This window comes from Pseudomonas sp. yb_9 (assembly GCF_043103635.1).
In the GTDB taxonomy this organism is placed as follows: Bacteria; Pseudomonadota; Gammaproteobacteria; order Pseudomonadales; family Pseudomonadaceae; genus Aquipseudomonas; species Aquipseudomonas monteilii.
In genome coordinates, this window is sequence record NZ_JBICKA010000012.1 from 88,133 (window position 1) to 113,695 (window position 25,563).

General features: G+C 62.1%; 21 protein-coding genes and 3 tRNA genes. 13 read left to right on the forward strand and 11 right to left on the reverse strand.

Going from position 1 to position 25,563, the window contains the following annotated elements; all coding sequences use genetic code 11:
- Nucleotides 1–661 precede the first annotated feature (661 nt).
- The 3 genes from ACF8MI_RS03815 (at nt 662) to ACF8MI_RS03825 (ending at nt 4,779) form a co-directional block, all read left to right on the forward strand.
- Complete coding sequence (locus ACF8MI_RS03815) at nt 662–1,930, forward strand: OprD family porin (RefSeq protein WP_156868089.1); 1,269 nt, start codon at nt 662–664, stop codon at nt 1,928–1,930.
- Between the two features lie 159 nt (nt 1,931–2,089).
- A complete protein-coding gene (locus tag ACF8MI_RS03820) occupies nt 2,090–3,805 on the forward strand; it encodes a proline--tRNA ligase (protein WP_060498619.1) in 1,716 nt (571 codons plus the stop codon).
- 20 nt (nt 3,806–3,825) lie between these two features.
- A complete protein-coding gene (locus ACF8MI_RS03825) occupies nt 3,826–4,779 on the forward strand; it encodes a hypothetical protein (protein ID WP_060498618.1) in 954 nt (317 codons plus the stop codon).
- Between the two features lie 27 nt (nt 4,780–4,806).
- Here ACF8MI_RS03825 and dinB read toward each other — a convergent pair whose 3' ends face one another.
- A complete protein-coding gene (gene dinB, locus ACF8MI_RS03830) occupies nt 4,807–5,865 on the reverse strand; it encodes a DNA polymerase IV (protein ID WP_200929456.1) in 1,059 nt (352 codons plus the stop codon).
- Between the two features lie 220 nt (nt 5,866–6,085).
- Between dinB and ACF8MI_RS03835 the strand changes: the two genes are divergently transcribed.
- The 5 genes from ACF8MI_RS03835 (at nt 6,086) to ACF8MI_RS03855 (ending at nt 10,778) form a co-directional block, all read left to right on the forward strand.
- A tRNA-Met gene (locus tag ACF8MI_RS03835) sits at nt 6,086–6,162 on the forward strand.
- Between the two features lie 134 nt (nt 6,163–6,296).
- Nucleotides 6,297–6,373 (forward strand) — tRNA-Met (locus ACF8MI_RS03840).
- Between the two features lie 133 nt (nt 6,374–6,506).
- A tRNA-Met gene (locus ACF8MI_RS03845) sits at nt 6,507–6,583 on the forward strand.
- Between the two features lie 260 nt (nt 6,584–6,843).
- Entirely contained in the window at nt 6,844–9,486 is a 2,643-nt protein-coding gene (gene mprF / locus ACF8MI_RS03850) for a bifunctional lysylphosphatidylglycerol flippase/synthetase MprF (protein WP_200929155.1), read from the forward strand.
- Entirely contained in the window at nt 9,486–10,778 is a 1,293-nt protein-coding gene (locus ACF8MI_RS03855; RefSeq protein ID WP_060498615.1) for a virulence factor family protein, read from the forward strand. The genes mprF and ACF8MI_RS03855 overlap by 1 nt, the downstream gene beginning before the upstream one ends.
- A 34-nt stretch (nt 10,779–10,812) precedes the next feature.
- On the opposite strand, the gene ACF8MI_RS03860 is transcribed toward ACF8MI_RS03855, so the two are convergent.
- From ACF8MI_RS03860 to ACF8MI_RS03870, 3 genes are all read right to left on the reverse strand, one after another.
- Nucleotides 10,813–12,723 (reverse strand): potassium transporter Kup, encoded by a 1,911-nt coding sequence (locus ACF8MI_RS03860; RefSeq protein WP_104833285.1) that lies wholly within the window; start codon nt 12,721–12,723, stop codon nt 10,813–10,815.
- 152 nt (nt 12,724–12,875) lie between these two features.
- On the reverse strand, nt 12,876–13,202 hold the full coding sequence (locus ACF8MI_RS03865; protein WP_060498613.1) for a helix-turn-helix domain-containing protein: 327 nt from the start codon (nt 13,200–13,202) through the stop codon (nt 12,876–12,878).
- Nucleotides 13,186–13,440: a type II toxin-antitoxin system RelE/ParE family toxin gene (locus ACF8MI_RS03870; RefSeq protein ID WP_060498612.1), complete on the reverse strand. Its 255-nt coding sequence runs from the start codon at nt 13,438–13,440 to the stop codon at nt 13,186–13,188. Before ACF8MI_RS03870 ends, ACF8MI_RS03865 begins: the two co-directional genes overlap by 17 nt.
- 310 nt (nt 13,441–13,750) lie before the next feature.
- Between ACF8MI_RS03870 and rimO the strand changes: the two genes are divergently transcribed.
- Complete coding sequence (gene rimO / locus ACF8MI_RS03875) at nt 13,751–15,082, forward strand: 30S ribosomal protein S12 methylthiotransferase RimO (protein ID WP_060498611.1); 1,332 nt, start codon at nt 13,751–13,753, stop codon at nt 15,080–15,082.
- A gap of 57 nt (nt 15,083–15,139) precedes the next feature.
- Here rimO and ACF8MI_RS03880 read toward each other — a convergent pair whose 3' ends face one another.
- Genes ACF8MI_RS03880 through ACF8MI_RS03895 form a run of 4 tightly spaced genes read right to left on the reverse strand, consistent with a single transcriptional unit; the run spans nt 15,140 to nt 19,031 of the window.
- Nucleotides 15,140–15,889: a hypothetical protein gene (locus tag ACF8MI_RS03880; RefSeq protein ID WP_164524196.1), complete on the reverse strand. Its 750-nt coding sequence runs from the start codon at nt 15,887–15,889 to the stop codon at nt 15,140–15,142.
- 54 nt (nt 15,890–15,943) lie between these two features.
- Nucleotides 15,944–17,647: a DUF5666 domain-containing protein gene (locus ACF8MI_RS03885; RefSeq protein ID WP_392517368.1), complete on the reverse strand. Its 1,704-nt coding sequence runs from the start codon at nt 17,645–17,647 to the stop codon at nt 15,944–15,946.
- Entirely contained in the window at nt 17,644–18,438 is a 795-nt protein-coding gene (locus tag ACF8MI_RS03890) for a DUF6502 family protein (protein ID WP_060498608.1), read from the reverse strand. Before ACF8MI_RS03890 ends, ACF8MI_RS03885 begins: the two co-directional genes overlap by 4 nt.
- Before the next feature lie 47 nt (nt 18,439–18,485).
- On the reverse strand, nt 18,486–19,031 hold the full coding sequence (locus tag ACF8MI_RS03895) for a hypothetical protein (RefSeq protein ID WP_200929153.1): 546 nt from the start codon (nt 19,029–19,031) through the stop codon (nt 18,486–18,488).
- A gap of 309 nt (nt 19,032–19,340) precedes the next feature.
- On the opposite strand from ACF8MI_RS03895, the gene ACF8MI_RS03900 reads away from it, so the two are divergent.
- The 4 genes from ACF8MI_RS03900 (at nt 19,341) to tsaA (ending at nt 21,789) form a co-directional block, all read left to right on the forward strand.
- On the forward strand, nt 19,341–19,793 hold the full coding sequence (locus tag ACF8MI_RS03900; protein ID WP_060498606.1) for a GNAT family N-acetyltransferase: 453 nt from the start codon (nt 19,341–19,343) through the stop codon (nt 19,791–19,793).
- Nucleotides 19,794–19,870: 77 nt separating this feature from the next.
- A complete protein-coding gene (locus ACF8MI_RS03905) occupies nt 19,871–20,581 on the forward strand; it encodes an rRNA pseudouridine synthase (protein ID WP_060498605.1) in 711 nt (236 codons plus the stop codon).
- A gap of 47 nt (nt 20,582–20,628) precedes the next feature.
- Entirely contained in the window at nt 20,629–21,090 is a 462-nt protein-coding gene (locus tag ACF8MI_RS03910) for a DUF1456 family protein (RefSeq protein ID WP_060498604.1), read from the forward strand.
- A gap of 6 nt (nt 21,091–21,096) precedes the next feature.
- The gene (tsaA, locus tag ACF8MI_RS03915) at nt 21,097–21,789 is read left to right on the forward strand and encodes a tRNA (N6-threonylcarbamoyladenosine(37)-N6)-methyltransferase TrmO (RefSeq protein WP_060498603.1); all 693 of its coding nucleotides are present in this window, start codon (nt 21,097–21,099) and stop codon (nt 21,787–21,789) included.
- 63 nt (nt 21,790–21,852) lie between these two features.
- Here the strand turns inward: tsaA and ACF8MI_RS03920 are convergent, their stop codons facing one another.
- The 3 genes from ACF8MI_RS03920 to ACF8MI_RS03930 form a co-directional block, all read right to left on the reverse strand.
- The gene (locus tag ACF8MI_RS03920) at nt 21,853–23,175 is read right to left on the reverse strand and encodes a dicarboxylate/amino acid:cation symporter (protein ID WP_060498602.1); all 1,323 of its coding nucleotides are present in this window, start codon (nt 23,173–23,175) and stop codon (nt 21,853–21,855) included.
- 308 nt (nt 23,176–23,483) lie between these two features.
- Entirely contained in the window at nt 23,484–24,830 is a 1,347-nt protein-coding gene (locus tag ACF8MI_RS03925; protein ID WP_016712022.1) for an ATP-binding protein, read from the reverse strand.
- Complete coding sequence (locus ACF8MI_RS03930; RefSeq protein WP_016712023.1) at nt 24,827–25,504, reverse strand: response regulator; 678 nt, start codon at nt 25,502–25,504, stop codon at nt 24,827–24,829. Before ACF8MI_RS03930 ends, ACF8MI_RS03925 begins: the two co-directional genes overlap by 4 nt.
- Nucleotides 25,505–25,563: the final 59 nt, after the last annotated feature.

Genomic DNA, 25,563 nt, shown 5'->3' on the forward strand with positions numbered 1-25,563 from the left:
TTTAAGCGGAAATCAGGCCTGCAAGGATACCTTGCACACTCCCGGTAACACAGCGCTACTTTTCGCACCAAAATGAGGCCTTCTGCCCACGCTCTCCACACCTGTCACCCCACAAACGACTCTGGATGAACAATTTGCGGTAACACATTGACTTTAATGGCAGCTTTTTAAATTTTAATGATTCTCGACTCCAACATGAGCGCAAGCCGGCTTCACCCCGTGTTTACGGGACTTTCCGACCCTCGGTAGTAGGTTTTGTGAAAATTTCATGAAGTGTTGCGAATTTTGAGCACGCTTGTTGCATTCCCTTCACGCCAAGTCGGCACGACATCTGCAACGGCAGGTGAACGCGACAAATAACAACAGCGGCATTGGTTACCAGGGAGTTCCCCTAACCGGAACCGGTAGTTACAGGTTTGTTACGGTGACAGGAACAGCGCTGGCGTTGTACGGCCCTTAAACCGGGGCGTGATTTGCGACATGGAAATACCTAAAAGCGACAGGGTGAAAAAGTTCCGAAAAGAGTGCTTATAGCCATATCGCCAACAACAGTCAGCGTGCTATACATTTTCGCCGACATAACAAGAAAGAGCTGCACCCTATAACTAAAAGATTTGGGACGCAGCAGTACTCTTCCTAAAAACCAAAGGAGCAAGTCACGATGCGCGTGATGAAGTGGAGCATGATCGCCCTGGCCGTTACGGCGGGGACCTCGCAGTTGGCAATGGCCTCGGCACAAGACGAGTCCAAAGGTTTCCTCGAAGACAGCAAGCTGAACGTAAAAACCCGCATGCTGTACTTCAGCCGTGACTTCCGCAATGTCCCGTCTGGCGCCCAGAGCCGCGTTGAAGAAACCGGCCTCGGCTTCCTCGGCACCTTCGAGTCGGGCTTCACCCAGGGCACCGTAGGCTTCGGCGTCGATGCCATCGGCATGCTGGGTCTCAAGCTGGACAGCGGCAAAGGCCGCGCCGGCACCGGCCTGTTCCCGGAGGGCTCTGACGGCCGCTCGCAGGATGACTACTCCGAAGGCGGCGGCGCAGTGAAAATGCGCATTTCCAACACTGTGCTCAAGTTCGGCGACCAGTTCACCGCGCTGCCAGTATTTGCTACCGACGACAGCCGCTTGCTGCCGGAAGTTGCTGAAGGTGGCCTGATTACCAGCAACGAAATCGATGGCCTGACCCTGCACGCCGGTCACTTCACTGCGCTGAACGCCCAGGCTCAGACTTACCACGACAGCCTTCAACTGAAGGAAGCCAACGTTGTCGGCGGCACCTATGCCTTCACCGACAACCTGAGCACCAGCCTCTACTACTCCAAGGTCGAAGACTACTGGCGCAAGTACTACGCCAACGTCAACTGGGCACTGCCGATCTCCGACAAGCAAGGCCTGGTGTTCGACTTCAACATCTATGACACCAAGAGCGACGGCAACCTGGCCCGCGCCTACGATGGTGACAAGCTCGACAACCGCGCATTCAGCCTGTCGGCTGCCTATAATATCGGTGCCCACACCTTCACTCTGGCCTACCAGAAAATCTCCGGTGATGGCGACTACGCTTACGGCGTGGACGGCGGCGGCACCATCTTCCTGGCCAACTCCGTGGCCCGCTCCGACTTCAACTCCGAAGACGAGAAGTCCTGGCAGGCTCGCTACGACCTGAACTTCGCCGAATTCGGCATCCCAGGCCTGACCTTCATGACCCGCTACGTACACGGCACCGGCGCCAACGTTTCGAGCGGCGACAACGGGAAAGAGTGGGAACGCGACATCGATATCAAGTACGTGCTGCAGGAAGGTCCGGCCAAGGACCTGAGCTTCCGTATCCGTCAGGCTACGTATCGTTCCTCCGACGCCGTATACCTGGACAGCTCCCCATCGATCGACGAACTGCGTCTGATCGTGGAGTACCCGCTGAGCATCCTGTAAGCCTGGCTTGCAGTGCCCCGCACCTGAAAAGCCCGGCGATCACGCCGGGCTTTTTCTTGGCTGACAAGTGTCACGCCCTGGGGCATCCTGTACGCCTTCGTTTCACCCCCGTACAATGCGGGGCTATTTCAACGTCTTAGGCAATCGACACGGCTAACCATGCGCACCAGTCAATATTTGCTCGCCACCCAGAAAGAAACCCCTGCCGACGCAGTGGTCATCAGCCATCAGCTCATGCTGCGCGCCGGCATGATCCGCAAACTGGCCTCCGGCCTGTACACCTGGCTGCCGATGGGCCTGCGGGTAATGCGCAAGGTCGAGGCCGTGGTACGCGAGGAAATGAACGCCGCCGGCGCCCTGGAAGTGCTGATGCCGAGCATCCAGCCTGCCGAACTGTGGCAGGAGTCCGGCCGCTGGGAACAGTACGGCCCAGAGCTGCTGCGCCTGAAGGACCGCCACCAGCGGGATTTCTGCGTTGGCCCGACCCACGAAGAAGTCATCACCGACCTGGCCCGTAACGAGCTGTCCAGCTATAAACAGCTGCCGCTCAACATGTACCAGATCCAGACCAAATTCCGTGACGAGATCCGCCCGCGCTTCGGCCTGATGCGTGGCCGCGAGTTCATCATGAAGGACGCCTACTCGTTCCATGCCGACCAGGCTTCCCTGCAGGAAACCTACGACCGCATGCACCAGGCGTACAGCAACGTGTTCACCCGCCTGGGCCTGGACTTCCGCCCAGTGCAGGCCGACACCGGCTCGATCGGTGGCAGCTATTCGCACGAATTCCACGTACTGGCCGAGTCCGGCGAAGACGACGTGATCTTCAGCGACAGCTCCGACTACGCCGCCAACATCGAGAAGGCCGAGGCCATCCCGCGTGAAACCGTGCGCCCTGCCCCTACCGAGGAGCTGCGACTGGTCGACACGCCAAACGCCAAAACCATCGCCCAGCTGGTGGAAAACTTCGGCCTGGCCATCGAAAAAACCGTCAAGACCCTGATCGTGCGCGGCGCCGAAGAAGGCAAGCTGATTGCCCTGGTCGTTCGTGGTGACCACGAGCTGAACGAAATCAAGGCCACCAAGCTGGAACAGGTTGCCGACCCACTGGTCATGGCCACCGAAGCCGAACTGCGCGACGCCATTGGCGCCGGTGCCGGCTCGCTCGGCCCGTTGAACCTGCCACTGGAATGCATCATCGACCGTTCGGTTGCCCTGATGAGCGACTTCGGCATCGGCGCCAACATCGACGACAAGCACTACTTCGGCGTCAACTGGGAGCGCGACCTGCCAGTTCCACAAGTTGCCGACCTGCGCAACGTGGTCGAAGGCGACCCAAGCCCGGACGGCCAGGGTACCCTGGTGATCAAGCGCGGCATCGAAGTGGGCCACATCTTCCAGCTGGGCACCAAGTACAGCGAAGCGCTGAAGTGCCAGGTACTGGGCGAGAACGGCAAGCCGGTAACCCTGTCCATGGGCTGCTACGGCATCGGCGTGTCCCGCGTGGTCGCCGCTGCCATCGAGCAGAGCTATGACGACAAAGGCATCATCTGGAACGACGCCCTAGCCCCGTTCCAGATCGCCCTGGTCCCGCTGCGCTACGAAACCGACGTGGTCCGCGAGGCAACCGACAAGCTGTATGCCGAACTGACCGCCGCCGGCTTTGAAGTGCTGCTGGACGACCGCGACAAGAAAACCAGCCCAGGCATCAAGTTTGCCGACATGGAGCTGATCGGCATCCCGCACCGCATCGTCGTCAGCGATCGCGGCCTGGCCGAAGGCAACCTTGAGTACAAGCACCGCACCGAGCAGGACGCCCAGGCGTTGCCGCTCAGTGAAGTGCTGAGCTTCCTGCAGGCCCGCGTTCGCCGCTGATAACCAATGCACGAGTGATCATGTTCAAGCGAAGTACCTTTACCCTGGGGGGCGCCGCACTGTGCGGCGCCCTGCTCGTCAGCGGCTGCGCCAACCAAATGTCCCAGCGCAGCGACCATGAGGAGCGCGTCGAGCGCAAACTGCTCGAGCACACCCTGCAGATCGATGTCGGCGAGCCGAAGGTGATGGAGCTTCCGCAACGACGTGTGCGTGTGCATGAGCAGAAGCGCTTCGAAGTCACCGAGTTCGAAGTTACCCGTCGTTACGACCGCTACACGCCGTATCAGCCCTGGCGCGAGATCTACGAGATCCCGCTGGGTGCAGTGGCCGTGGTGGCGGGCGTCGGGGCCAACGTGGTCAACGTCTTCGCCTTGGGCAACCTGCCGCAAAGTATCACTCACGACTGGCTCAGCTACGGCGTGGACGGGCTCAACCCGTTCATGAACGTGCCGTCCAACGGCCGCGCCCAGCAGAACCTGGCCGGGATCAGCGAGGTGCAGAAAGGCAAGCGTGAGGAATCGACCAGCGTGCCCTGGAGCGAACGCCTGGTCGAGGTCAAGGCTGGCAAGATGACCCACGAACTGACTACCGACAGGAACGGCGTGCTGCGCCTGAACCTGCTCGACAGCCCGTTCTCGGAGCAGAACCTCAACCACATCGGCACCCTGCACCTGCAGGTACTCGACGAGGACAACGCGGTGCGTGGCGATGCCAGCCTGCTGGTCAGCGCCACCCTGCGCAACAAGCTGCTCGAAGCCCATGAGCTGATCTTCGATGACCTCGAAGATGACGATGTCGGCCAATGGGTCCACCGGGTCAAGCGCCTGTCCGAGCTCGGCCTTGAAGAAGAAGCCAGTGAAATGGAACAAAGCCTGATCGAGCTGACCCGCAACGATCCAGAACTGCAGCAGGAGTTTCTGCAGTCGCTGACCAAGGCCACTGGCCGTTTGGTGGCTGATCCGGGCGCGCAATAACACACTGGGGCCGCGTCGCGGCCCCTTTCATTTGGGCGGGAACAGTTCCAACTGCTCATGCGCCCCGCGCAAATCGCGCAACCTCACCCCCACGCCCAGCAAGCGTACCGGCTTGCCTCCACGGGCGAACGCCTGCCCCAGCAACTGTCGATAGCTTTCCAGGTCTCTGCCCGCCCCGGCCTGCTCCATGGTTGTCTGGCTGAAGTCGTGGAACTTCACCTTGACGAAGGGTTTGTCCGGCCGGTAACTGCTGTCCATGCGGGCGATGCGTTCGTTCAGGCTTTCCAGCAGCTCGGGCAGCCGCGCCAGGCAGCTGGCCAGGTCTGGAAGGTCGATGTCGTAGGTGTTTTCCACACTCACCGACTGTCGACGGCTGTCGTTGTGCACCGCACGTTCGTCGATCCCCCGCGCAAGCCCCCACAAGCGCTCGCCAAAACTGCCAAACTCGCGCACCAGCGCCAGGCGCGACCATTCGCGTAGTTCCAGACAGGTTTCAATACCCAGCCGTGCCAGTTTGTCTGCCGTCACCTTGCCCACCCCGTGCAACCTGGCCACCGGCAAGGCAGCCACGAACGCCTCCACTTCACCCGGGGTAATCACGAACAGGCCATTGGGCTTACGCCAGTCGCTGGCGATCTTGGCCAGGAACTTGTTCGGCGCCACCCCCGCCGATACGGTGATATGCAAGGTACGGGCGACCCGCCGGCGAATATCCTCGGCAATACGCGTGGCGCTGCCCGAGTACCACTGGCTATCGCTCACGTCCAGATAGGCTTCGTCCAGCGACAACGGCTCGATCAACTCGGTGTAGTCGCGGAAAATGCTATGGATTTCGCGCGAGGCCTCCCGGTAAGCCTCGAAGCGCGGCTTGACGATCAGCAAGTCGGGGCACAGTTTAAGTGCATGGCGCGACGACATGGCCGAGCGCACACCATAGGCACGCGCCTCATAGTTACAGGTGGCGATCACCCCACGGTGGTCGGGTGAACCTCCCACCGCCATGGGGCGCCCGGCCAGACGCGGGTCGTCACGCATCTCGATCGCAGCGTAAAAGCAATCGCAGTCGACGTGGATGATCTTGCGCAAGGACATGGATGACCGTCAGCACTGTAAATTCATACAGATAGTATCGCATGCGCCCTGCCCTGAAACAGCTACCCGCGCCAGCATTCGACAATTGGCCTGAAAGCCGCGCCGCGCCTGAGCTGCATCTTGCCAACGAGTGCTAAGGGTTTGAACAAAAAAGGTTTTTCCTGAATATTTGCTTGACAGCAGGAAGTAAATCCGTAGAATTCGATCTCACAGGCGCGGGATGGAGCAGCCTGGTAGCTCGTCGGGCTCATAACCCGAAGGTCGTCGGTTCAAATCCGGCTCCCGCAACCAGATTCGAGAAAAGGCCACTGTTAACGCAGTGGCCTTTTTCTTTGCCTGCTGAAAGGCAACTTTAAAAAAAGCTCGAAAAATCAAAGCGTAGCGCTTGACATACACATTACAAACTGTAGAATTCGCCCCACTGACGCGGGATGGAGCAGCCTGGTAGCTCGTCGGGCTCATAACCCGAAGGTCGTCGGTTCAAATCCGGCTCCCGCAACCAGATTCAAGAAAAGGCCACTGTTAACACAGTGGCCTTTTTCTTTGCTCGCTCAAAAGCACAGCGAATAAAAACGCTCAAACTGAAGCCGAATGCTTGACATTCAATTGGCAGACTGTAGAATTCGCCCCTCTGACGCGGGATGGAGCAGCCTGGTAGCTCGTCGGGCTCATAACCCGAAGGTCGTCGGTTCAAATCCGGCTCCCGCAACCATATTCGTCAGAACAAACCCCGCCTGTTTAACAGCAGCGCGGGGTTTGTTGTTTCTACGCCCCTGCATTTCATCGCTTCATTTTCTCCGCCCCTCCAGCCATCCCGCAGGTTTGAGGCATCGTCCCCAGGATGAACTATCTTTAACCCTGCCAGGCCGCTGAAAGCGCCTGAGGCCGGAGTAATATTGGATACGTTTTCCTAAGGGACTTTCACTTGGCCGCACCTTCCCTCTACCTCGCGCAGCATGCCCGGGGCAACTCATGACTTCCCATAACCCCGAACCTCAGGTGCCGCTCGCCTCGGCACTGCCCGGTGCCGTGCAACGCCTGCCCTTGCTCGAACGCCTGAGCCGCTACCGCCAGCCCATCGGCCTGGCAGTGACCTTGGTGCTGTTCACCATGGCTTTGATTGCCTGCCGCCACCTGCTGAGCGAGCTGGATATCTATGCCTTGCACGACGCCATGCTCAGTGTGCCGACCCAGTCGTTGCTGGGCGCCTGTGTGGCGACGGTTGCGGGCTTCGTGATCCTGCTGGGTTACGAGTGGTCGGCCAGCCGCTATGCCGGGGTGAAGTTGCCAGTGCACAGCCTGGTGCTGGGCGGCTTCAGTGCCTTTGCCATCGGCAACGCCATCGGGCTGTCGATGCTGTCAGGCGGATCGGTGCGCTACCGGCTCTATGCACGCCAAGGGCTGGGGGCTGGCGAAGTCGCTCGCATGACGGTGTTTGCCAGCTTGTCGCTGGGCTGCGCGCTGCCTCCCCTGGCAGCCTTGGCGACCTTGAGCGACCTGCCGGCAGCCTCGGCTGCACTGGGGTTGGCGCCGGGCTTGCTGGCAGGCATCGCCACCACCGTGCTGGTAGCCTCTGCCCTGCTGGTGTTCGGCTTGTACCGCCGGCGCCTGGCCGAGCAACCGCTGTCGAACAACCTGCTGGTACAGCTGGGCCGCCGCACGCTACGCCTGCCAGGCACACGGCTGGCGGCCCTGCAACTGCTGATCACCGCGCTGGATGTGGCAGCCGCCGCCACCGTCCTGTATCTGCTGCTGCCCGAAGCACCACCTTTCGGGGCATTCGTGCTGGTGTACCTGCTGGCGTTGGCCGCTGGCGTACTCAGCCATGTGCCGGGCGGCGTCGGGGTGTTCGAAGCGATCCTGCTGGCAGCCTTTGCCGACCAGCTCGGTGCTGCACCGCTGGCGGCCGCCCTGCTGCTGTACCGGCTGATCTACGTGGTACTGCCATTGCTGCTGGCCTGTGTACTGTTGCTGGCCAACGAAGCCCGGCGCCTGCTGTTCGCCCAGCAGGCCATCAAGGCAGCTTCCGGACTGGCCGCACCGATCCTGTCAATTCTGGTATTCCTGTCCGGCGTGGTGCTGCTGTTCTCGGGCGCCACACCCGAAATCGACACGCGCCTGGAACACATGGGCTTCTTGGTGCCGCACCGGCTGATCGATGCCTCGCACTTCGGCGCCAGCCTGATCGGCGTGCTGTGCCTGCTGCTGGCCCAGGGCCTGCGTCGGCGCCTGTCCGCCGCCTGGTTGCTGACTACCGTGCTGTTGTTGGTGGGCGCCCTGCTGTCGCTGCTCAAGGGGTTTGACTGGGAAGAAGCGTGCCTGCTGACCTTTACCGCGACCCTGCTTGCCCTGTTCCGTCGCTCGTTCTACCGCCCCAGCCGCCTGCTGGAGCTGCCCTTCTCGCCGGTGTTCCTGGTGGCCAGTGCCTGCGCAGTCGGCGCTTCGGTGTGGCTGCTGCTGTTCGCCTACCAGGATGTGCCCTACAGCCATCAGCTGTGGTGGCAGTTCACCCTCGATGCCGATGCCCCACGCGGCCTGCGCGCCGCCATGGGCAGCGCCTTGCTGCTGGCCGCGGTGGCGCTGACCTGGCTGCTGCGCACCGCCCCTCCTGTGATCCACCTGCCCGACGAAGCGGAACTGCAGCGCGCCAACCGTATCTTGCTGGCTTCCGACCAGCCCGACGGCGGCCTGGCCCTGACGGGCGACAAAGCGTTGCTGTTCCACCCGCGTGGCAATGCCTTCCTCATGTACGCGCGGCGTGGCCGCAGCCTGGTGGCCCTATACGACCCCATCGGCCCGGCCCAGGAACGCGCCGAGATGATCTGGCAGTTCCGCGATCTGTGCGACCTGCACCACGCTCGCCCGGTGTTCTACCAAGTACGTGCCGAAAACCTGCCGTTCTACATGGATATTGGCCTGACAGCGCTGAAGCTGGGTGAAGAAGCCCGTGTCGACCTGCGCCGCTTCGATCTGGAAGCCAAAGGCAAGGAGATGAAAGACCTGCGCTACACTTGGAATCGCGGTGGTCGCGACGGCCTGAGCCTGGAAATCCATGAACCCGGCCACGCCCCGCTGGCAGAGCTGAAGGAAATTTCCGATGCCTGGCTCGGCGGCAAGAACGTGCGAGAGAAAGGCTTTTCGTTGGGGCGCTTCAGCCCGGACTACCTGCAACACTTCCGCATCGCGCTGATTCGCTTCCAGGGCCGCCCGGTAGCCTTCGCCAACCTGCTGGAAACCCATGGCAACGAACTGGCAAGCCTCGACCTGATGCGTGCGCACCCCGAGGCCCCCAAGCTGACCATGGAGTTCATGATGATCGGCTTGATCCTGCACTACAAAAGCCATGACTACGCCCGCTTCAGCCTTGGCATGGTGCCGCTTTCCGGCCTGCAACCGCGGCGAGGTGCGCCCTTGACCCAGCGCCTGGGTTCGATGGTGTTCCGCCGGGGCGAGCAGTTGTACAACTTCCAGGGGCTTCGCCGCTTCAAGGACAAGTTCCAACCGGACTGGGAACCCCGCTACATGGCCGTGCCGGCCGGGCTCGACCCGCTGGTAGCACTGGCCGACACTGCCGCCCTGATTGCAGGCGGCCTGACTGGATTGGTGAAACGTTGATGACCCGACGCTATTGGCTGTACCTGCTGGTTCCCCTGCTACTGGCCGCCCTGGGTGGCGCGCTGGCGTTCTGGCTGTGGACGCGCCCGGCCCCCGAGGCGCGCCTGGAGCAACTGAGCCTCAATGACACCCACATCACCCGGGTGACACCTGGCGTGCACGCCAAGGCCCGGGTGGCCATTGGCGTACCGCAGGACCAGGCATTGACCGACAAGCAACTGCTGGACCTGAGCCAGGCCGGCGAAGCCCAGCTGGTGCAGGTGGTGCTGCCGCCGAACGACTGTAGCAAACAGCAGCAGGCCATGGACCAGGCCCTGGCAGAGCTGTCGGAAAAGCCGACGCTGGTCGCCGGCATAGGCCCTGGCGCCGCCCAGGCCTGGCGTTGGCTGGCCAGCCAGAGCGATGACAAGGCGCGGGCCATTTCAGTGGACTTCAGCCTGGAGCAACCCGGCTGTCAGGCCCCACTGCCCAAGGCGGCACCTCATGGCCACTGGAACGTCGCCTGGAACGACAACCCGGATGACGCCAGCGCCGCTTTCGTACGTGACCAGGCGAACGCCGAAACCAGCATCAGCGACTACGACATTCACCTGCCACAAGTGCTCAAGGCCCAGCTGACCCAGGCCCTGGTTGGCCGTGACGGCAACGCCCTGGCTATTCCGGTGGTCGAGGTACCGGCCGGGCAGACGACCGACACAGTCACTCTGTTCCTCTCCGGTGATGGTGGCTGGCGCGACCTGGACCGTGATGTGGCCGGGGAAATGGCCAAGCTGGGCTACCCGGTGGTAGGCATCGACACGCTGCGCTACTACTGGCAGCACAAGACCCCGGAGCAAAGCGCCGCCGATCTGTCCGAGCTGATGCAACATTACCGGCAGAAGTGGGGCACCAAGCGCTTCGTGCTGACAGGTTATTCGTTCGGTGCCGATGTGCTGCCAGCCATCTATAACCGCCTGCCGGCAGAGGACCAACAGCGTATCGATGCCGTAATGCTGCTGGCGTTTGCCCGCAGTGGCAGCTTCGAGATCGAGGTCGAGGGCTGGTTGGGCAAGGAAGGTCAGGAAGCACCGACCGGGCCAGAGATGGCCAGGCTGCCGGCGTCCAAGGTGGTGTGTGTGTATGGCGTTGAAGAAACCGATGAAAGCGGTTGCACGGAAAAGACGGCGGTGGGTGAGCGCCTGAAACTGCCAGGCGGGCACCACTTCGACGAGAACTATCCGGCGCTGGCCAAGCGCTTGATTGGTGAGATCGAGACGCGCCAAGGCAAATCGAGCGTCGCCGAACAGAACTGACAATAATTGGGGCCGCTTTGCGGCCCCTTGACCATTAGATCTCGACCTGGGTCCCCAGCTCGATCACCCGGTTCAGCGGCAGGTTGAAGAAGCGCAGGTTACCGTTGGCATTCTTCAACAGGAACGCAAACAGGTTGCCCCGCCAGCGCGACATCCCCTCCAGCCGTGAAGCAATCACCGTTTCGCGGCTGAGGAAGTAGGTGGTGCGCATCGGGGTGAAGTCCAGCTCATCGAGATGGCACAGTTTCAACGCAGCCGGCACGTCCGGTTCGTCCATGAAGCCAAAGTGCAGCAACACGCGGAAGAACCCGTCACCGTAAGCTTCCACTTCGAAACGCTCCTGCTCCGGCACGCGCGGCCGGTCTTCGCTGACTACCGTCAGCAACACCACTTGGCTGTGCAGCACTTGGTTATGCAACATGTTATGCAGCAGCGCATGGGGTACAGCGTCGGCCCGCGCAGTGAGGAATACCGCCGTCCCTTCGACCCGATGTGGCGGCTGAATACGGATACTGCTGATGAACAGCTGCAGCGGCAGCGCGCCTTCGTCGATACGCTCGACCAGTATCTGCTTGCCGCGCTTCCAGGTACTCATCAACAGGAACAGCACACCACCCGCCAACACCGGGAAGGCACCGCCCTGGACGATTTTCGGCACGTTGGCAGCGAAGAACAGCCCGTCAACAAACAGGAAACCCACCAGGATCGGCACCGCCAGCACAGGGGGCCATTTCCACAGCAGCAACATGACGGCCGACACCAGAATAGTGGTCATCAGCATGGTGCCGGTCACCGCCACACCGTAGGCCGCCGCCAGGGCGCCGGACGACTCGAAACCGATCACCAGCAGCACCACCCCGACCATCAGCGTCCAGTTCACCGCCCCAATGTAGATCTGCCCCTGCTCGTCGCTGGAGGTGTGCTGGATCTGCATGCGTGGAATGTAGCCCAGCTGGATGGCCTGGCGGGTCAGGGAGAACGCCCCCGAGATTACCGCTTGCGAGGCGATCACCGTGGCCATGGTCGCCAACCCGACCAACGGCAGCAACGCCCAGCCCGGTGCCAGCAGATAGAACGGGTTACGAGCTGCGTCTGGGTTTTGCAGCAATAGCGCACCCTGGCCGAAATAGTTGAGCACCAACGCGGGCAGTACCAGAATGAACCAGGCCCGGGCGATCGGCTTGCGGCCAAAGTGGCCCATGTCGGCGTACAGCGCCTCGGCGCCGGTCAACGCCAGCACCACTGCGCCGAGAATGGCCACGCCCATGCCGGGGTGCACCACGAAGAAATTGATCGCCCAACCCGGGTTGAAGGCCTTCAGCACTTCCGGGCTCTGCGAGATGCCATGTACGCCCAGTGCGCCCAGCGCCACGAACCAGGTGACCATGATCGGGCCGAACAGCTTGCCGATTTTCTCGGTACCGTGCTTCTGCACCAGGAACAATGCCACCAGCACCACCAGCGAAATCGGCACCACCCAGTGGTCGATACCGTCAAACGCCAGGCCCATGCCCTCCACCGCCGACAGCACCGACACCGCCGGGGTGATCATGCTGTCGCCATAGAACAGCGAAGCGCCGATCAGGCCGCAGATCACCATCAGCGTACGCAACCGCGGGTAGGCCGCCGTGGCACGCCGCGCCAGCGCGGTCAACGCCATGGTGCCGCCCTCGCCCTGGTTGTCGGCACGCAGGATGAACATCACGTACTTGAACGACACCACCCACAACAGCGACCACAAGATCAGCGACAGGATCCCCAGCACGCCATCATGGTTGACCGGCACCCCATAACCGCCGGTGAAGACTTCCTTCAGGGTGTACAACGGGCTGGTGCCGATATCGCCATAAACCACCCCGACCGCCGCCACGAGCAGGCCCAGCGACCGCGCCGCGCCCTGCTTCCCCTCGTGCCCGCCCTCGGCGTGACTGCTTGCCTGAACCATCGACCACTCCCGCAGACGGCCTTTTAGGCCAGTAGAATTCTCACCTGCGCCGAGGTAACACTGACACCCCGGACGCAATGGCGCGAAGCATAGCGCAGCGTTCGTCGATTTTCTGCTGGTCCACCTTTGTCAGAGCGAGATGGCGGCAAAAACTAAAGGTCCAGACACTGCATGGGTATGCCCAAGGCAGCGGCAATCTTTTCGCGAGTAGCCTTACGCGGGCGCTCTGCTGTTTCTTGCTGGGCATAGGCTGACTGCGAGATCCCCAGGCGCTGGGCGACTTCAGCCTGAGTCAGGTCAAGATGCCTGCGCCAGGCAGCAATGGCAGTCATGCCGTCCTTCACCATATAGCCAACCACCTCGTTGGGCACCAAGTCCGGTTGCGGGCGGCTGGCGATGTAATCGGCATAGGGCAACACGACAAAGGCAGGACGACCGTCGGCGCCATTGATGATCTGTACATTAGTAGGTGTGCTCATCGCGCTTCTTGACCTCCTCGATGCTGACAATTTTCACGCCTCCATCCCAGTCGAACAGAACCCGGTAGTTACCTACCCTTAGCCGGTAACCATAATGGTGGTTGACCAGCGCCTTGACGCTTTGAGCGTGCGGCATGTGCGCCAACGCCTGAACGGCGTCGTAGACCTTGGGTTGATCAACCTTGTCGATTTTCCTGAGTTGCTTCACTGCGTTGCGTGACCAGTTGATCGTATTCATATCCACGCCAGTCTTATAAGAAAACTATAAGAATTGAATAAGTTCAAGAAAAGGTTTCATAGGCGTGAAAGAGGGTGATGACAGGAGCTCATCGGTTCAAGGGGAGGCATTGCCTGGCTGTGTTTCGAGGTTTTACCAGTCGTGCACAGTCCGGTTGGCTTGCATAGCGCAGCGTTCGTCGTATTTCTGCTGGTCAAGCGACGTCACGCTCGCTAGAATTGCGCACTTTTTGATCAGAGGCGCCCAAAGCGCCCGTCAAGATCGCCCCCGATTCCGGCCGGGCGACCTGCATTCAATACCGAGGTTAGTCATGTCCACCACGCCCGCCACCCCCAAGGTAGGTTTCGTAAGCCTGGGTTGCCCTAAAGCCCTGGTCGATTCCGAGCGCATCCTGACCCAGCTGCGCATGGAAGGCTATGAAGTCGTGCCCACCTACGAGGACGCCGACGTGGTGGTGGTCAACACCTGCGGCTTCATCGACAGCGCCAAGGCAGAATCGCTGGAAGTGATCGGCGAAGCAATCAAGGAAAACGGCAAGGTCATCGTCACCGGCTGCATGGGTGTCGAAGAAGGTAGCATCCGTGATGTGCACCCGAGCGTGCTGTCGGTCACCGGCCCGCAGCAGTACGAGCAGGTGGTCAACGCCGTGCACGAAGTGGTACCGCCACGCCAGGACCACAACCCGCTGATCGACCTGGTGCCGCCTCAGGGCGTCAAGCTGACCCCGCGCCACTACGCGTACCTGAAAATCTCCGAAGGCTGCAACCACAGCTGCAGCTTCTGCATCATCCCGTCAATGCGCGGCAAGCTGGTCAGCCGCCCGGTGGGTGAAGTGCTGAGCGAGGCCGAGCGCCTGGTCAAGGCCGGGGTGAAGGAGATCCTGGTGATTTCCCAGGACACCAGCGCCTATGGCGTCGACGTCAAGTACAAGACCGACTTCTGGAACGGCCGCCCGGTCAAGACCCGCATGCTCGAATTGTGCGAAGCACTGAGCAGCCTGGGCGCCTGGGTACGCCTGCACTACGTGTACCCGTACCCGAACGTCGACGACGTGATCCCACTGATGGCCGCCGGCAAGATCCTGCCGTACCTGGACATCCCGTTCCAGCACGCCAGCCCGAAAGTGCTCAAGTCGATGAAGCGCCCGGCCTTCGAAGACCGCACCCTGGCGCGCATCAAGAACTGGCGCGAACAGTGCCCCGAGCTGGTGATCCGTTCCACCTTCATCGTCGGCTTCCCGGGCGAAACCGAGGAAGACTTCCAGTACCTGCTGGACTGGCTGACCGAAGCCCAGCTGGACCGCGTGGGCTGCTTCCAGTACTCGCCAGTAGAGGGCGCACCGGCCAACGACCTGGGCCTGGAAGAAGTGCCGGACGACATCAAGCAGGACCGCTGGGACCGCTTCATGGCCCACCAGCAGGCCATCAGCGCCGCCCGCCTGCAACTGCGCATCGGCAAGGAAATCGACGTGCTGATCGACGAAGTCGAGGAGCAAGGTTCAGTTGGCCGCAGCTTCTTCGATGCCCCGGAAATCGACGGCAGCGTGTTCATCGACGGCGATCATGGCTTCAAGCCAGGCGACAAAGTACGCTGCCGTGTGGTGGATGCCGACGAGTACGACATGTGGGCCGAGCCTATCTGAAGCGGCTGAAACACTGAAAAGCCCCTGCCCCGGTAAGCCGGCGCAGGGGCTTTTTTGTCAGAACGTGCGAAACAGCATCAGCCCCCCCTCTGCATCCGGGCTGGCGTCCGAAAAGCCTTTGACCGCATACAGTTGCACTTTCCATTGCGGGTTGAGCTTGTGGGTCAGGAACAAGGTCAGTTCCTTGATCTGCGACCCTGTCGAGACCACCTTCTGCCGCCAGTCGTAGGACGCGCCCGCCGACGTGCCCGTAGCCACAGGCATGGCAAAGCCGAGGCTGGCGAATACCGGGTCGTCGAAATCGCTGTCGGGTGGGTCGCCGAACTTCTTCCAGCCCAGTGTCGCGAAGCCGGTGACCGAGCCAAAGCCCTTGGTGATGTCGACCTGGGCAGTGTAGTCGTATTCGCCGGTACCCAGGCACTGGTCTTCATCAGCGGTGGGGAATTTGACCTTGCCGATCAGGTCCAGCATCAGGCCGCCGTCGATGCCATCGAGCAGAGCGTACCCGGCGCTGGCAACCGTGTCGCCCAGCCCGCTTTCCACATCCCGGCAACCGCCGGGCAAGGGGTCACCATTCGGGCCGACTTCCGGGTTGGTGATGCGTAGCCAGGGAACGGTGACCTTGTAGGTCATGGGGCCGGTTTCATACTTGCCGACCACGGGCACGTACCAGATTTCCGACGTGGTGCCCGTGCCATAGTCGCCGCTTGAATAGTCCATGCCGATGGCCGCGCTGAAGGTGTCAGCCAAGGTTGATACGCTGGTGCATGACAGCAGGCAGGCGAGAAGCGGGAGGGTCGGTCTCATCGGCACCTCGGTATCCCGTCGGGAAGTGTGAGCGGACCTACCCAGCCTAGTTGCCTAACGCCCGGAACGCTCCGGATGCTCGACTTTTTCGGCGGTCTCTATCCTCTCCGGTTTTTCGACTTTCTCGACTTTTTCAACCTTCTCGACCTTTTCAGGCTTTTCGACTTTCTCCACCTTTTCGACTTTCTCTACTTTTTCGGGCTTCTCGACTTTTTCAACCTTCTCGACCTTTTCAGGCTTCTCGACTTTCTCCACCTTTTCGACTTTCTCTACTTTTTCGACCTTCTCAACCTTCTCAACCTTCTCAACCTTCTCAACCTTCTCAACCTTCTCAACCTTCTCGGCCTTTTCTACCTTTTCGACTTCGACCCGCTCTACCCGGTCAGAACGGCCACTGTTGCTGCTTTCAGGCTGCTCTACCGTTTCGACAGGCTCTGCCTTGCCAGACTTGTCCACGTTGTCTGACTTGCCGTGCCCGCTGGCGTCCTCAATGTCGCTGCCACCGCTGTGATCCTCACGGCCTTCGGTGCCAACAGCGGTCGCTTCGCGTGTGCCATGGCCACTGTTGCCTGAACTGCCGGAATCACTGCTGCCGTGCTCGCTGCCACGCCCCGAATGGCCTCTGTCCGGGTTGTCGGCGCGGTCATCCTGGAACTCCACACGCGTTGCCCGCAGTTCGTGAGCGCCATTGAATACACCACTCACCCGCACACGCTGATCGAGCGCCAACGCCGCCGCCGGTTTACCAACGATCACGGTGCCCTGCCCCAGCGTCACATTGATGCCTGCAACCACCAGTTGCCGAGCCTGCGCGCGCTGCACCAGCCCTTCGACCACCGCCTGCTGCACACGGCCAGCAAACGGCAGGCTAGGGTCAGGGCGGGTTTGCGCCACTTCCAGTTGACGCCCGGTCCACTGGCCGCGCACCAGCAGTTCCCGTGCCGGAGCTACGCGGGTACCCAGTTGCAGCCCTTGAAGGCTACCAGGGCGATCAATCGCCCCAATGGCACTGGCCTCTCGCAGCCCCGGGGCCCGTTCGATACGGGTCGCCACCACTTCGCCCCTGGCATCGCGCAAGCCGCTGACCCGGACCGGCTCGCCCGGGCGCAGCCCTTGCGCCACCCGCGCGCCTGCGGCAAGGCGCACCGGTTGCCCCATCACCCGCAGCGGGGCCGAAGCGCTGGGGAGCGCCGTCAGCGGCCCTTCGTAGGCGTTGAGGATCGAGATACGCCCAGCCTGCAGGCCGCGCTGGGTGGCAATGGCCTCCACCGCCACAACCTGCCCGATGGCCAGGTGAGCACTGCTGGCCGGTGCACCGTTCTGACTCACCGGTACGTCTTTGCCATAGTGCACTTCCATGCCATTGACGCAGATCGAGGCAAACCCGGTGATGGTGCCGACAATGCCGGTACCGCCGGTACCGCCCGGGCGCAGGATTGGCGCACCGGTACCGCCAACACCGCCACTGCTGTGATCAAAGTAGGTGCCGTCCACACCCTCCGCCACTGCACCCGTACCGCCTGTGCCACCGGGGCGCTGCGGATGCGGTGCGCCAGTGCCGCCAACACCACCGTTTTCACTGCGCACACCGGTGCCGCCCGTCCCTCCCGGAAACTGCACGCCTGCGGCACCGGCCATCCCCACTTCATCACGGCTGACACACACCGGCGCTGCGGCCACCTCGGCAGGCGCCATCAGGTTCAACCCGAAAACCAGGGCGAGCGTGATAGCACTGAGGCAGCGCGCAAGAGAAGTCATGGGCCGGGTGTCTTCGACAAATCGGGCTGGGTAGCTTCAGTGTAGAAATAAAGCCCTACGGTGATGCGCTGACGCTGCTCGACGGCGGGCTCATCAGCGCCCTCCAGCTCTGCTGCAAGCCGGCTGAAAGCAAGCAGCGTCTGCATGCCATTCGTGGAAACCACTTCACGCACGTGTTCGACGCTGGCCAGGCTCAAGGCATCATAGTGAACGCTGCGCTCAAAGAACGGCTGGCCTTCGCCACTGAGGTTGTGCACCGCTGCGCAGGCATGGTCATGCAGGTTGTGGCCAAAGTAGGCGGCTTTTTCATCGAAACCCGTCTGCGGCACGAATGCCTGGGCCTCCAGGTGCACACAATCCTGCTCGTCGAGCCGGACGATGCCAAGGCGTAACCACTCATCCAGCACAACCCGGCCACGGATATCGGTGCTGACCTTGGCCACCAGGGCATCGAATGAACAGTCGCCGCCGACACTGGCCAAACGCGGCAGTGCCAGCGCCTGGCCAGGTGCCGAGCAGAACGGCGGGCTGGTGGTCCATACATTGACCAACTGTGCACCCAGGGTGATGTTTGCCGGCAAGGCTGCGAGCGCCGTGCCGCCTTCACTGCGAATCCGCCGGACATCCTTGCGGTGCACGCCTGTGAGCAGGCTGACACGGCTGTCGGTGGGCGGGGTGCCGTCCAGGCGAAACTCGCGGTGGGCTACGTCGACGAACACGTCCTTGAGCAGGTCGGCGAACACCGTGTAGGTCACCCCCTTGCGCAACATCAAGCGCACCAGCGGACGCATGACACGCCGCAGTGCGCTTAACATCGAAGGGGGAGAAGTTGGGCTGATCAACGCCTGTCAGCTCCTGCTGTTGTCATCACCCGGTTCGCCACCCACAGGGTTGCCGCGATCGTCACCAGGTTCACCACCCACGTGATTGCCGTGATCATCGCCAGGCTCGCCGCCGACATGATTACCATGATCATCCCCGGGCTCACCGCCAACATGGTTGCCATGATCGTCACCGGGCTCACCGCCAACGTGATTGCCGTGATCGTCACCGGGCTCTCCACCCACGTGATTGCCATGATCGTCACCCGCTTCAGCATGGTTGCTGCTGCGACCAGCGTTTGAATTGCCGTCGTGGCCGCTGCCACTGTTGCCGGCATGGCCGCCACCGTCTCCGCCACTGCCATGGCCACCACCGCCACTTCCGCTGCCACCACCGTGGCCACCACCACCACTTCCACCGCCGTGGCCTCCGCCTCCGCCACCACTCCCACCACCGCCGTGGCCTCCGCCGCCACCGCCACTTCCACCGCCACTTCCACCACCACCGTGACCGCCGCCTCCACCGCCGCCGTGACCACCGCCACCGCCACCATCTTTGGCATAGGCGCTGGAGCTGTGAGAAATCGTGTCAGGGATCAACACAATGGACGTCGAAAGCACGCCAGCTACGGCAACCGCCAGTAAGGCCTTCTTGAACAGCAGGTGGATTTGCATAGTCCGTCTCCAGGTTGTCGCCACGAGAACGCCAAATCAGTAAAAGTCTTGTTGTCAGTTTTAGTTTTTCTTTGCGTGGGATTTTTTCCCACGCTTAATTAATAGACCCCTACCCCCCGCCGTTCAAGCGCTACACAGACAAGCCGACCGGTGGTTGGGCTGCTATGTTTTCCCTATCGCCATGGAGGACCACCGGCATGCCTGCGCCACTGACGTTGCAAACGCCGCGCTTGAGCGACTACAGCGAGCTGGTACAGGTGTGGGAGGACTCGGTACGCGCCACCCATCACTTCCTGCCAGAGGGCTACATCCTGCTGCTGCGCGACCACGTGCTGCGCCGCTACCTGGATGCGGTGATGCTGGTCTGCTGCAAGGACCGGCAACGTATCTGTGGCTTCGCCGGGGTCGCCAACGGGCGCGTGGACATGCTTTTCGTCGCACCTGAGTACCGCGGCCAAGGGGTTGGCAAGCGCCTGCTGCACTATGCGATCGACGAACTGAACGCCGAACGCCTGGACGTCAACGAGCAGAACCCGCAAGCCCTGGGCTTCTACCTGCATGAAGGTTTCGAAGTGTTCGGCCGTTCAGACACCGATGGCCTGGGCCAGCCCTACCCGCTGCTGCACATGCGCCTGCGCAAAACGGCGTAAATGACACAGATTCCCAGCCCCTGCGCCGCGCAGGCAGGTACAATGCGGGTCTTTCCCTGCCTTTGCGAATTACCGTCATGTCTGAACCCGTCCGCCTGTCCAAACGCCTCATCGAGCAGCTGGGTTGCTCCCGTCGCGAGGCCGAGTTGTATATCGAAGGCGGCTGGGTGACGGTCGATGGCGTGGTCGTCGAGCAGCCGCAGTTCAAGGTTGAGCAACAGCGCGTCGAGCTGTTACCGGGCGCCCGCGCCGAAACGCTGGAACCGGTGACCCTGCTGATGAACCAACCCGCCGGTATCGACAGTGAAACCGCCCGCGCCAGCATGAACATGGGCAACCTCAGCGAGGCTCACCGCGAAGGCGTACGCGCCCTGCACGGGCATTTTGCCCGGCAGGAGTGCGTGGCGCCGCTGGAGCGCGGCGCCACCGGCCTGCAGGTATTCACCCAGGACTGGCGGGTAACGCGCAAGATCAACGCCGACCTGCGCCGCCTGGAGCAGGAGTTCATCGTCGAAGTGCGCGGCGAAACCACGCCCCAGGCGCTGGAACGCCTGGCGCGCGGGGCCACGCGCAATGATCGCGAACTGCCTAAGACCAAAGCCAGCTGGCAAAACGAGACCCACCTGCGCATGGTGCTGAAAAACCCGCAGCCCGGGCAAATCGCCGAGCTGTGCGCCTACCTGCGCCTGGAGCTGGTAAGCATGCGCCGTATTCGCCTGGGTGGCGTATCGATGGGCAAACTGCCGCTAGGCCAATGGCGCTACCTGGCCACTACCGAACGTTTCTAAGCAATACGCCACGCACACGCGTGGCACCTGAACAGGATTCTGCAGCAATGAACCACAACGATGTCCTGCGCAGCCTGCGCTACATGCTCAAGGTGAACGACGCCAAGATGGCTGAAATCATCGGGCTTTCCGGCCTCGAAGTGCATCCTCTGGTGCTGGCCACCTACCTGAAGAAAGAAGAAGAGGAAGGTTTCGTACGTTGCCCTGAGCGGGTGATGGCGCACTTCCTCGATGGCCTGGTGATTCACCGCCGCGGCAAGGATGACAGCCGCCCACCGCTGCCGGTCGAGCTGCCGGTGACCAACAACCTCATCCTCAAGAAGCTGCGGGTGGCCTTCGAGCTCAAGGAAGACGACCTGCACGCGATCCTCAAGTCGGTCAACTTCCCGGTCAGCAAGCCAGAGCTCAGCGCGCTGTTCCGCAAGGCCGGCCACGACAACTACCGCCCGTGCGGTGACCAGCTGCTGCGCAACTTCCTCAAGGGCCTGACCCTACGCGTGCGCGGCTGAGTGGCCATGCAGCACACGGTTGCCCCGGTCGGTATTGTGCGCTCCTGCTTCAAGGAGAAGTTCGCCATCCCGCGCCAGCCGCAGCTGGCGCCTGCGGCGCGCGGCGTGCTCGAACTGCTGCCGCCGTTCGACCAGGGTGATGCGGTCGAAGGCCTGGAGCAGGTCAGCCATGTCTGGCTACTGTTCCTGTTCCACAAGGCCCTGGAAGACAAACCCCGCCTGAAAGTGCGGCCACCGCGCCTGGGCGGCAACAAGAGCATGGGTGTGTTCGCGACCCGCGCCACCCACAGGCCCAACGGCATAGGCCAGTCAGTGGTGCGTCTGGAGGGGGTAGAGCCTGGCCGCCTGTTGCTGTCCGGGATCGACCTGCTCGATGGCACGCCGGTACTGGACATCAAGCCCTATGTGCCCTACGCCGACAGCATCCCGGGCGCCAGCAACCAGATGGCCAGTGAAGCACCCGCTGCGATTGCCGTGCAGTGGGGTGAAAACGCCCTGCCCCAGGCTCGCGAGCACGCACTACGCCTGGCTGAGCCACTGGTAGAGCTGATCGAGCAGTGCCTGGCCCAGGACCCACGACCGGCCTATCAGATACCACCGGCCGAACGGGTGTATGGGGTGAAGTTCTGGGATGTGCAAGTGAGGTGGCATTACCCGCAGCCGGAGGTGATCCGGGTGCTGGAAGTGGTGCTGGCCTGAACGCGGCACGAACATGAAAAAGGCGACCTCAAGGGTCGCCTTTTTCATTTAACCATCCCGCGATCAGCGAGCCGGACCTTCGGCCACGCCCAGGTCATCGGTAGGACGGGTATCGACCAGCGGAGCACCACCGGAAGCCAGCTCCGAAGCGAGCTTGTCGTTGTCCATTTCCTTGACCCACTTGGCAACCACCACGGTAGCAACGGCGTTACCTACCAGGTTGGTCAGGGCGCGGGCTTCAGACATGAAGCGGTCGATGCCGAGGATCAGCGCCAGGCCAGCAACTGGCAAGTGGCCAACAGCCGACAGGGTGGCGGCCAGCACGATGAAGCCCGAACCGGTAACGCCGGCAGCACCTTTGGAGGCCACCAGCAGCACCAGCAGCAGGGTGATCTGGTGAGTGATGTCCATGGTGGTGTCGGTGGCCTGGGCGATGAACACCGCGGCCATGGTCAGGTAGATCGAGGTGCCATCCAGGTTGAACGAGTAACCGGTCGGGATCACCAGGCCGACAACCGACTTCTTGGCACCCAGGCGCTCCATCTTGGCCAGCATGCGTGGCAGTGCCGATTCCGACGAGGAAGTACCCAGCACGATCAGCAGCTCTTCACGGATGTAGCGGATCAGCTTGAGCACGCTGAAGCCGTGGGCGCGGCAGATACCGCCCAGCACCACCAGCACGAACAGCAGGCAGGTGATGTAGAAGCAGGCCATCAGGTAGCCCAGTTGCACCAGCGAGCCAACGCCGTACTGGCCAATGGTGAAGGCCATGGCGCCGAAGGCACCGATCGGAGCCAGCTTCATGATCATGTTGATGATGTTGAACATGACATGGGCAAAGCGGTCAATCATGTCCAGCAACGGCTTGCCATAGCTGCCCAGGCGGTGCAAGGCGAAGCCGAACAGCACCGAGAACATCAGCACTTGCAGGATGTCGCCGTTGGCGAAGGCGCCGACCACGGTGTTGGGGATGACGTTGAGCAGGAAGCCGACGGTGGTCTGCTGCGCGCCGGCGGCGGCGTAGGCAGCCACGCTGCTGGCGTTCAGGGTGCTGACGTCGATGTGCATGCCAGCGCCTGGCTTGACCACGTTGACGACGACGAGGCCGATGATCAGGGCGATGGTGGAGACGATTTCAAAGTACAGCAGCGCGTAGCCGCCGGTCTTGCCGACCGACTTCATACTCTGCATGCCGGCGATGCCGCTGACCACGGTGCAGAAGATGATCGGGGCGATGACCATCTTGATCAGTTTGACGAAGCCGTCACCCAAAGGTTTGAGGGCGACGCCCGTTTCCGGGTAGTAGTGGCCGAGCAGAATGCCGATGGTGATGGCGACCAACACCTGGACATACAGGGATTTGTACAGCGGCTGACGTGTCGTCATGGCTCATTTTCCTCAAGTGTGCCGGCCCACCCTTCCCAGGGTGATGGGGCACCTGAATCGCTAACCCTCCTGCACCCGGAGGGATTTGTCGTTGTGTTCGAGCTGCCTGGGCAGGTCTCTGAAGGGATCAATAGCAAGGGTGGTGCCAAAATGCCCACGAAGGGTGCAGAGGCCGTATTTGCTAGGGATAAATGCCCAACGACGGGGCGATTTGCCTGAGGAAGGCTGGCGGATTTCCGCCCGGTGGCGGGATTTGTACAGGGGGTATGGCGGGAATCCGCCCGATACGATTTGCCTGTGCCGGCGAATCAATCGAGGTTGAAGGTGATCCTGAACGCGGCCCCACCCAAGGGCGAATCCCCAAGGCTCAGCTCGGCGTCGTAGCTGTCGACGATATCCTTGACCACCGCCAGCCCGATACCCTGCCCCGGGTGCTGGCTGTCCAGCCGTTCCCCCCGCTCCAGGATGCGCTCACGCTGATCGGCCGGCACCCCCGGCCCATCGTCCTCGATACACAAGGTCAACTGCCCGGGCGCCTGCTCCAGGCTTACCCGCACCTGGCCCAGGCTCAGCCGGTAGGCGTTTTCCAGCAGGTTGCCGAGCATCTCCAGCAAGGCGCCCTGCTCCATCGGCACCTGTGCCGCATCAGGCACCTCCAGGGCCACGTTCACCTGTTTGTCCCGGTAAACCTTGGCCAGCGTGCTGCACAAACTGTCGAGCAACGGCAGCAGCCTCACGCTGTGGCGCACCAGGCCGCTCTTGCGCAGGCTGGCGCGTTGGAGCTGGTAGTCGATCTGCTGGCTCATGCGCTCGATCTGGCTTTGCAGCACCCGCGCCTGCTCGCGCTCGCCGCTGCGCTGCTGCAGGCTCTCGCCCACACCTTGCAACACCGCCAGCGGCGTCTTCAGGCTGTGGGCCAGGTCATCCAGCGAATCGCGATAGCGCGTGCGTTGCTCGCGCTCACTGCGGAGCAGGCGGTTGAGCGAACGGGTCAAGCGCAGCAACTCGCGAGGGTGCTCGCCGCTCAGGCCGTCGCGTGCGCCCGATTCCACCTCATCCAGCTCGTGGCTGAGCCGCCGCAAGGAACGCAGCCCCCAGGTCAAGCCCGCCCATAACAGCACCATCAATGCCAGCAAGGCAGCACCAAAGCCCAGGTAGAGCTTTTCTCGCAGGCCATTGAGGGTGGCCTTGTATTCGCTCACCGGCTGCAGGGCGACAATGCTGTAAGCGGCACTTTGGCCGCCCAGCAGCTTGATCTCGACGTCGTAAACGAAGAATTCTTCGCCGTCGGACTGGTGAATGCGGGCAAACTCGTTACCCCGCCCGTCGTAGCGCGGGCTGTAATTGATGTGCCGATCGGCAGTGGCCCGCGACTGCCAGACCAGGTTGCCGTCGCGGTCGAAGATGTAGCCCAGCAGGCCGGTATACGGCAGGTTGTAACGCTCGTCCGGCAGCAGCGTCGGCATCTGCAGTTGGCCATGCTCGATGCGCGCGGCGGAAATCAGTGTGGTCACATCCGAGGCCAGCCGCTGCTCGATCGATTCCTGCAGGGCCAGGCTGAAGGCTTTCTGCAAGGCCGGCAACAGCGCCAGCATGAACAGCAGCGCCAGCACGGCGGCGGCCAACATCAGGCGTACCCGCAGGGAGCGGATCATCGGCAGCGCTCTGTGAACAGATAGCCCAGGCCGCGCACGGTGTCGATGGGTTTGAAGCCGTGCTCGCCCTCAAGCTTGCGGCGCAGGCGGCCGACCAGCACCTCGATGACATTGGGGTCGCGCTCCTCGTCCCCCGGGTACAGCTGCTCCATCAGGCGCTCCTTGGCCACGACCTGCTGATGATGGCGCATGAGGTATTCGAGAATGCGGTACTCGTAGGCCGTCAGCGCCAGGGGGTGTTCGTCGAGGGTGGCCTGTTTGCGGTTGAGGTCGAGCACCAGGGGGCCGGCGGCGATGGTCGACTGGGTGAAGCCGCTGGATCGGCGCAACAGGGCATTCAGGCGAGCCTCCAGCTCTTCGAACTGGAACGGCTTGACCAGGTAGTCGTCAGCACCGGCCGCCAGGCCCTCGACCTTGTCCTGCCAGTTGCCACGGGCAGTGAGGATGAGGATGGGGAAGGTCTTGTCCTGGCTACGTAGGCGCGTGATCAGCTCCAGGCCACTGATGCCGGGCAGGCCCAGGTCGATGATGGCCAGGTCGAAGTGGTATTGCCCGGCCTGGTACAGGGCCTCTTCGGCGTCGGCAACGGCCTCGACCACATGGCCGCTTTCGCCCAGTCGGGTGTAGAGGTGATGGCGAAGCAGAGCTTCGTCCTCGACCACCAGCAGTTTCATGTGCAGCTCCTTATGTGTATTGCCTGTAGCAGCCCTTTCGCGGGCAAGCCCGCTCCCAC

Bases quoted from the DNA above. Each gene is read 5' to 3' on its own strand.
- ACF8MI_RS03815 (WP_156868089.1), top strand. From the start codon at position 662: ATGCGCGTGATGAAGTGGAGCATGATCGCCCTGGCCGTTACGGCGGGG.
- ACF8MI_RS03920 (WP_060498602.1), bottom strand. From the start codon at position 23,175: ATGACGACACGTCAGCCGCTGTACAAATCCCTGTATGTCCAGGTGTTG.
- ACF8MI_RS03860 (WP_104833285.1), bottom strand. From the start codon at position 12,723: ATGGTTCAGGCAAGCAGTCACGCCGAGGGCGGGCACGAGGGGAAGCAG.
- ACF8MI_RS03895 (WP_200929153.1), bottom strand. From the start codon at position 19,031: ATGCCAAAGATGGTGGCGGTGGCGGTGGTCACGGCGGCGGTGGAGGCG.
- ACF8MI_RS03925 (WP_016712022.1), bottom strand. From the start codon at position 24,830: ATGATCCGCTCCCTGCGGGTACGCCTGATGTTGGCCGCCGCCGTGCTG.
- ACF8MI_RS03865 (WP_060498613.1), bottom strand. From the start codon at position 13,202: ATGAGCACACCTACTAATGTACAGATCATCAATGGCGCCGACGGTCGT.
- ACF8MI_RS03880 (WP_164524196.1), bottom strand. From the start codon at position 15,889: ATGAGACCGACCCTCCCGCTTCTCGCCTGCCTGCTGTCATGCACCAGC.
- ACF8MI_RS03905 (WP_060498605.1), top strand. From the start codon at position 19,871: ATGTCTGAACCCGTCCGCCTGTCCAAACGCCTCATCGAGCAGCTGGGT.
- ACF8MI_RS03900 (WP_060498606.1), top strand. From the start codon at position 19,341: ATGCCTGCGCCACTGACGTTGCAAACGCCGCGCTTGAGCGACTACAGC.
- ACF8MI_RS03870 (WP_060498612.1), bottom strand. From the start codon at position 13,440: ATGAATACGATCAACTGGTCACGCAACGCAGTGAAGCAACTCAGGAAA.
- ACF8MI_RS03855 (WP_060498615.1), top strand. From the start codon at position 9,486: ATGACCCGACGCTATTGGCTGTACCTGCTGGTTCCCCTGCTACTGGCC.
- ACF8MI_RS03890 (WP_060498608.1), bottom strand. From the start codon at position 18,438: ATGCGTCCGCTGGTGCGCTTGATGTTGCGCAAGGGGGTGACCTACACG.
- ACF8MI_RS03825 (WP_060498618.1), top strand. From the start codon at position 3,826: ATGTTCAAGCGAAGTACCTTTACCCTGGGGGGCGCCGCACTGTGCGGC.
- mprF (WP_200929155.1), top strand. From the start codon at position 6,844: ATGACTTCCCATAACCCCGAACCTCAGGTGCCGCTCGCCTCGGCACTG.
- ACF8MI_RS03910 (WP_060498604.1), top strand. From the start codon at position 20,629: ATGAACCACAACGATGTCCTGCGCAGCCTGCGCTACATGCTCAAGGTG.
- ACF8MI_RS03820 (WP_060498619.1), top strand. From the start codon at position 2,090: ATGCGCACCAGTCAATATTTGCTCGCCACCCAGAAAGAAACCCCTGCC.
- rimO (WP_060498611.1), top strand. From the start codon at position 13,751: ATGTCCACCACGCCCGCCACCCCCAAGGTAGGTTTCGTAAGCCTGGGT.
- ACF8MI_RS03885 (WP_392517368.1), bottom strand. From the start codon at position 17,647: ATGACTTCTCTTGCGCGCTGCCTCAGTGCTATCACGCTCGCCCTGGTT.
- ACF8MI_RS03930 (WP_016712023.1), bottom strand. From the start codon at position 25,504: ATGAAACTGCTGGTGGTCGAGGACGAAGCTCTGCTTCGCCATCACCTC.
- tsaA (WP_060498603.1), top strand. From the start codon at position 21,097: ATGCAGCACACGGTTGCCCCGGTCGGTATTGTGCGCTCCTGCTTCAAG.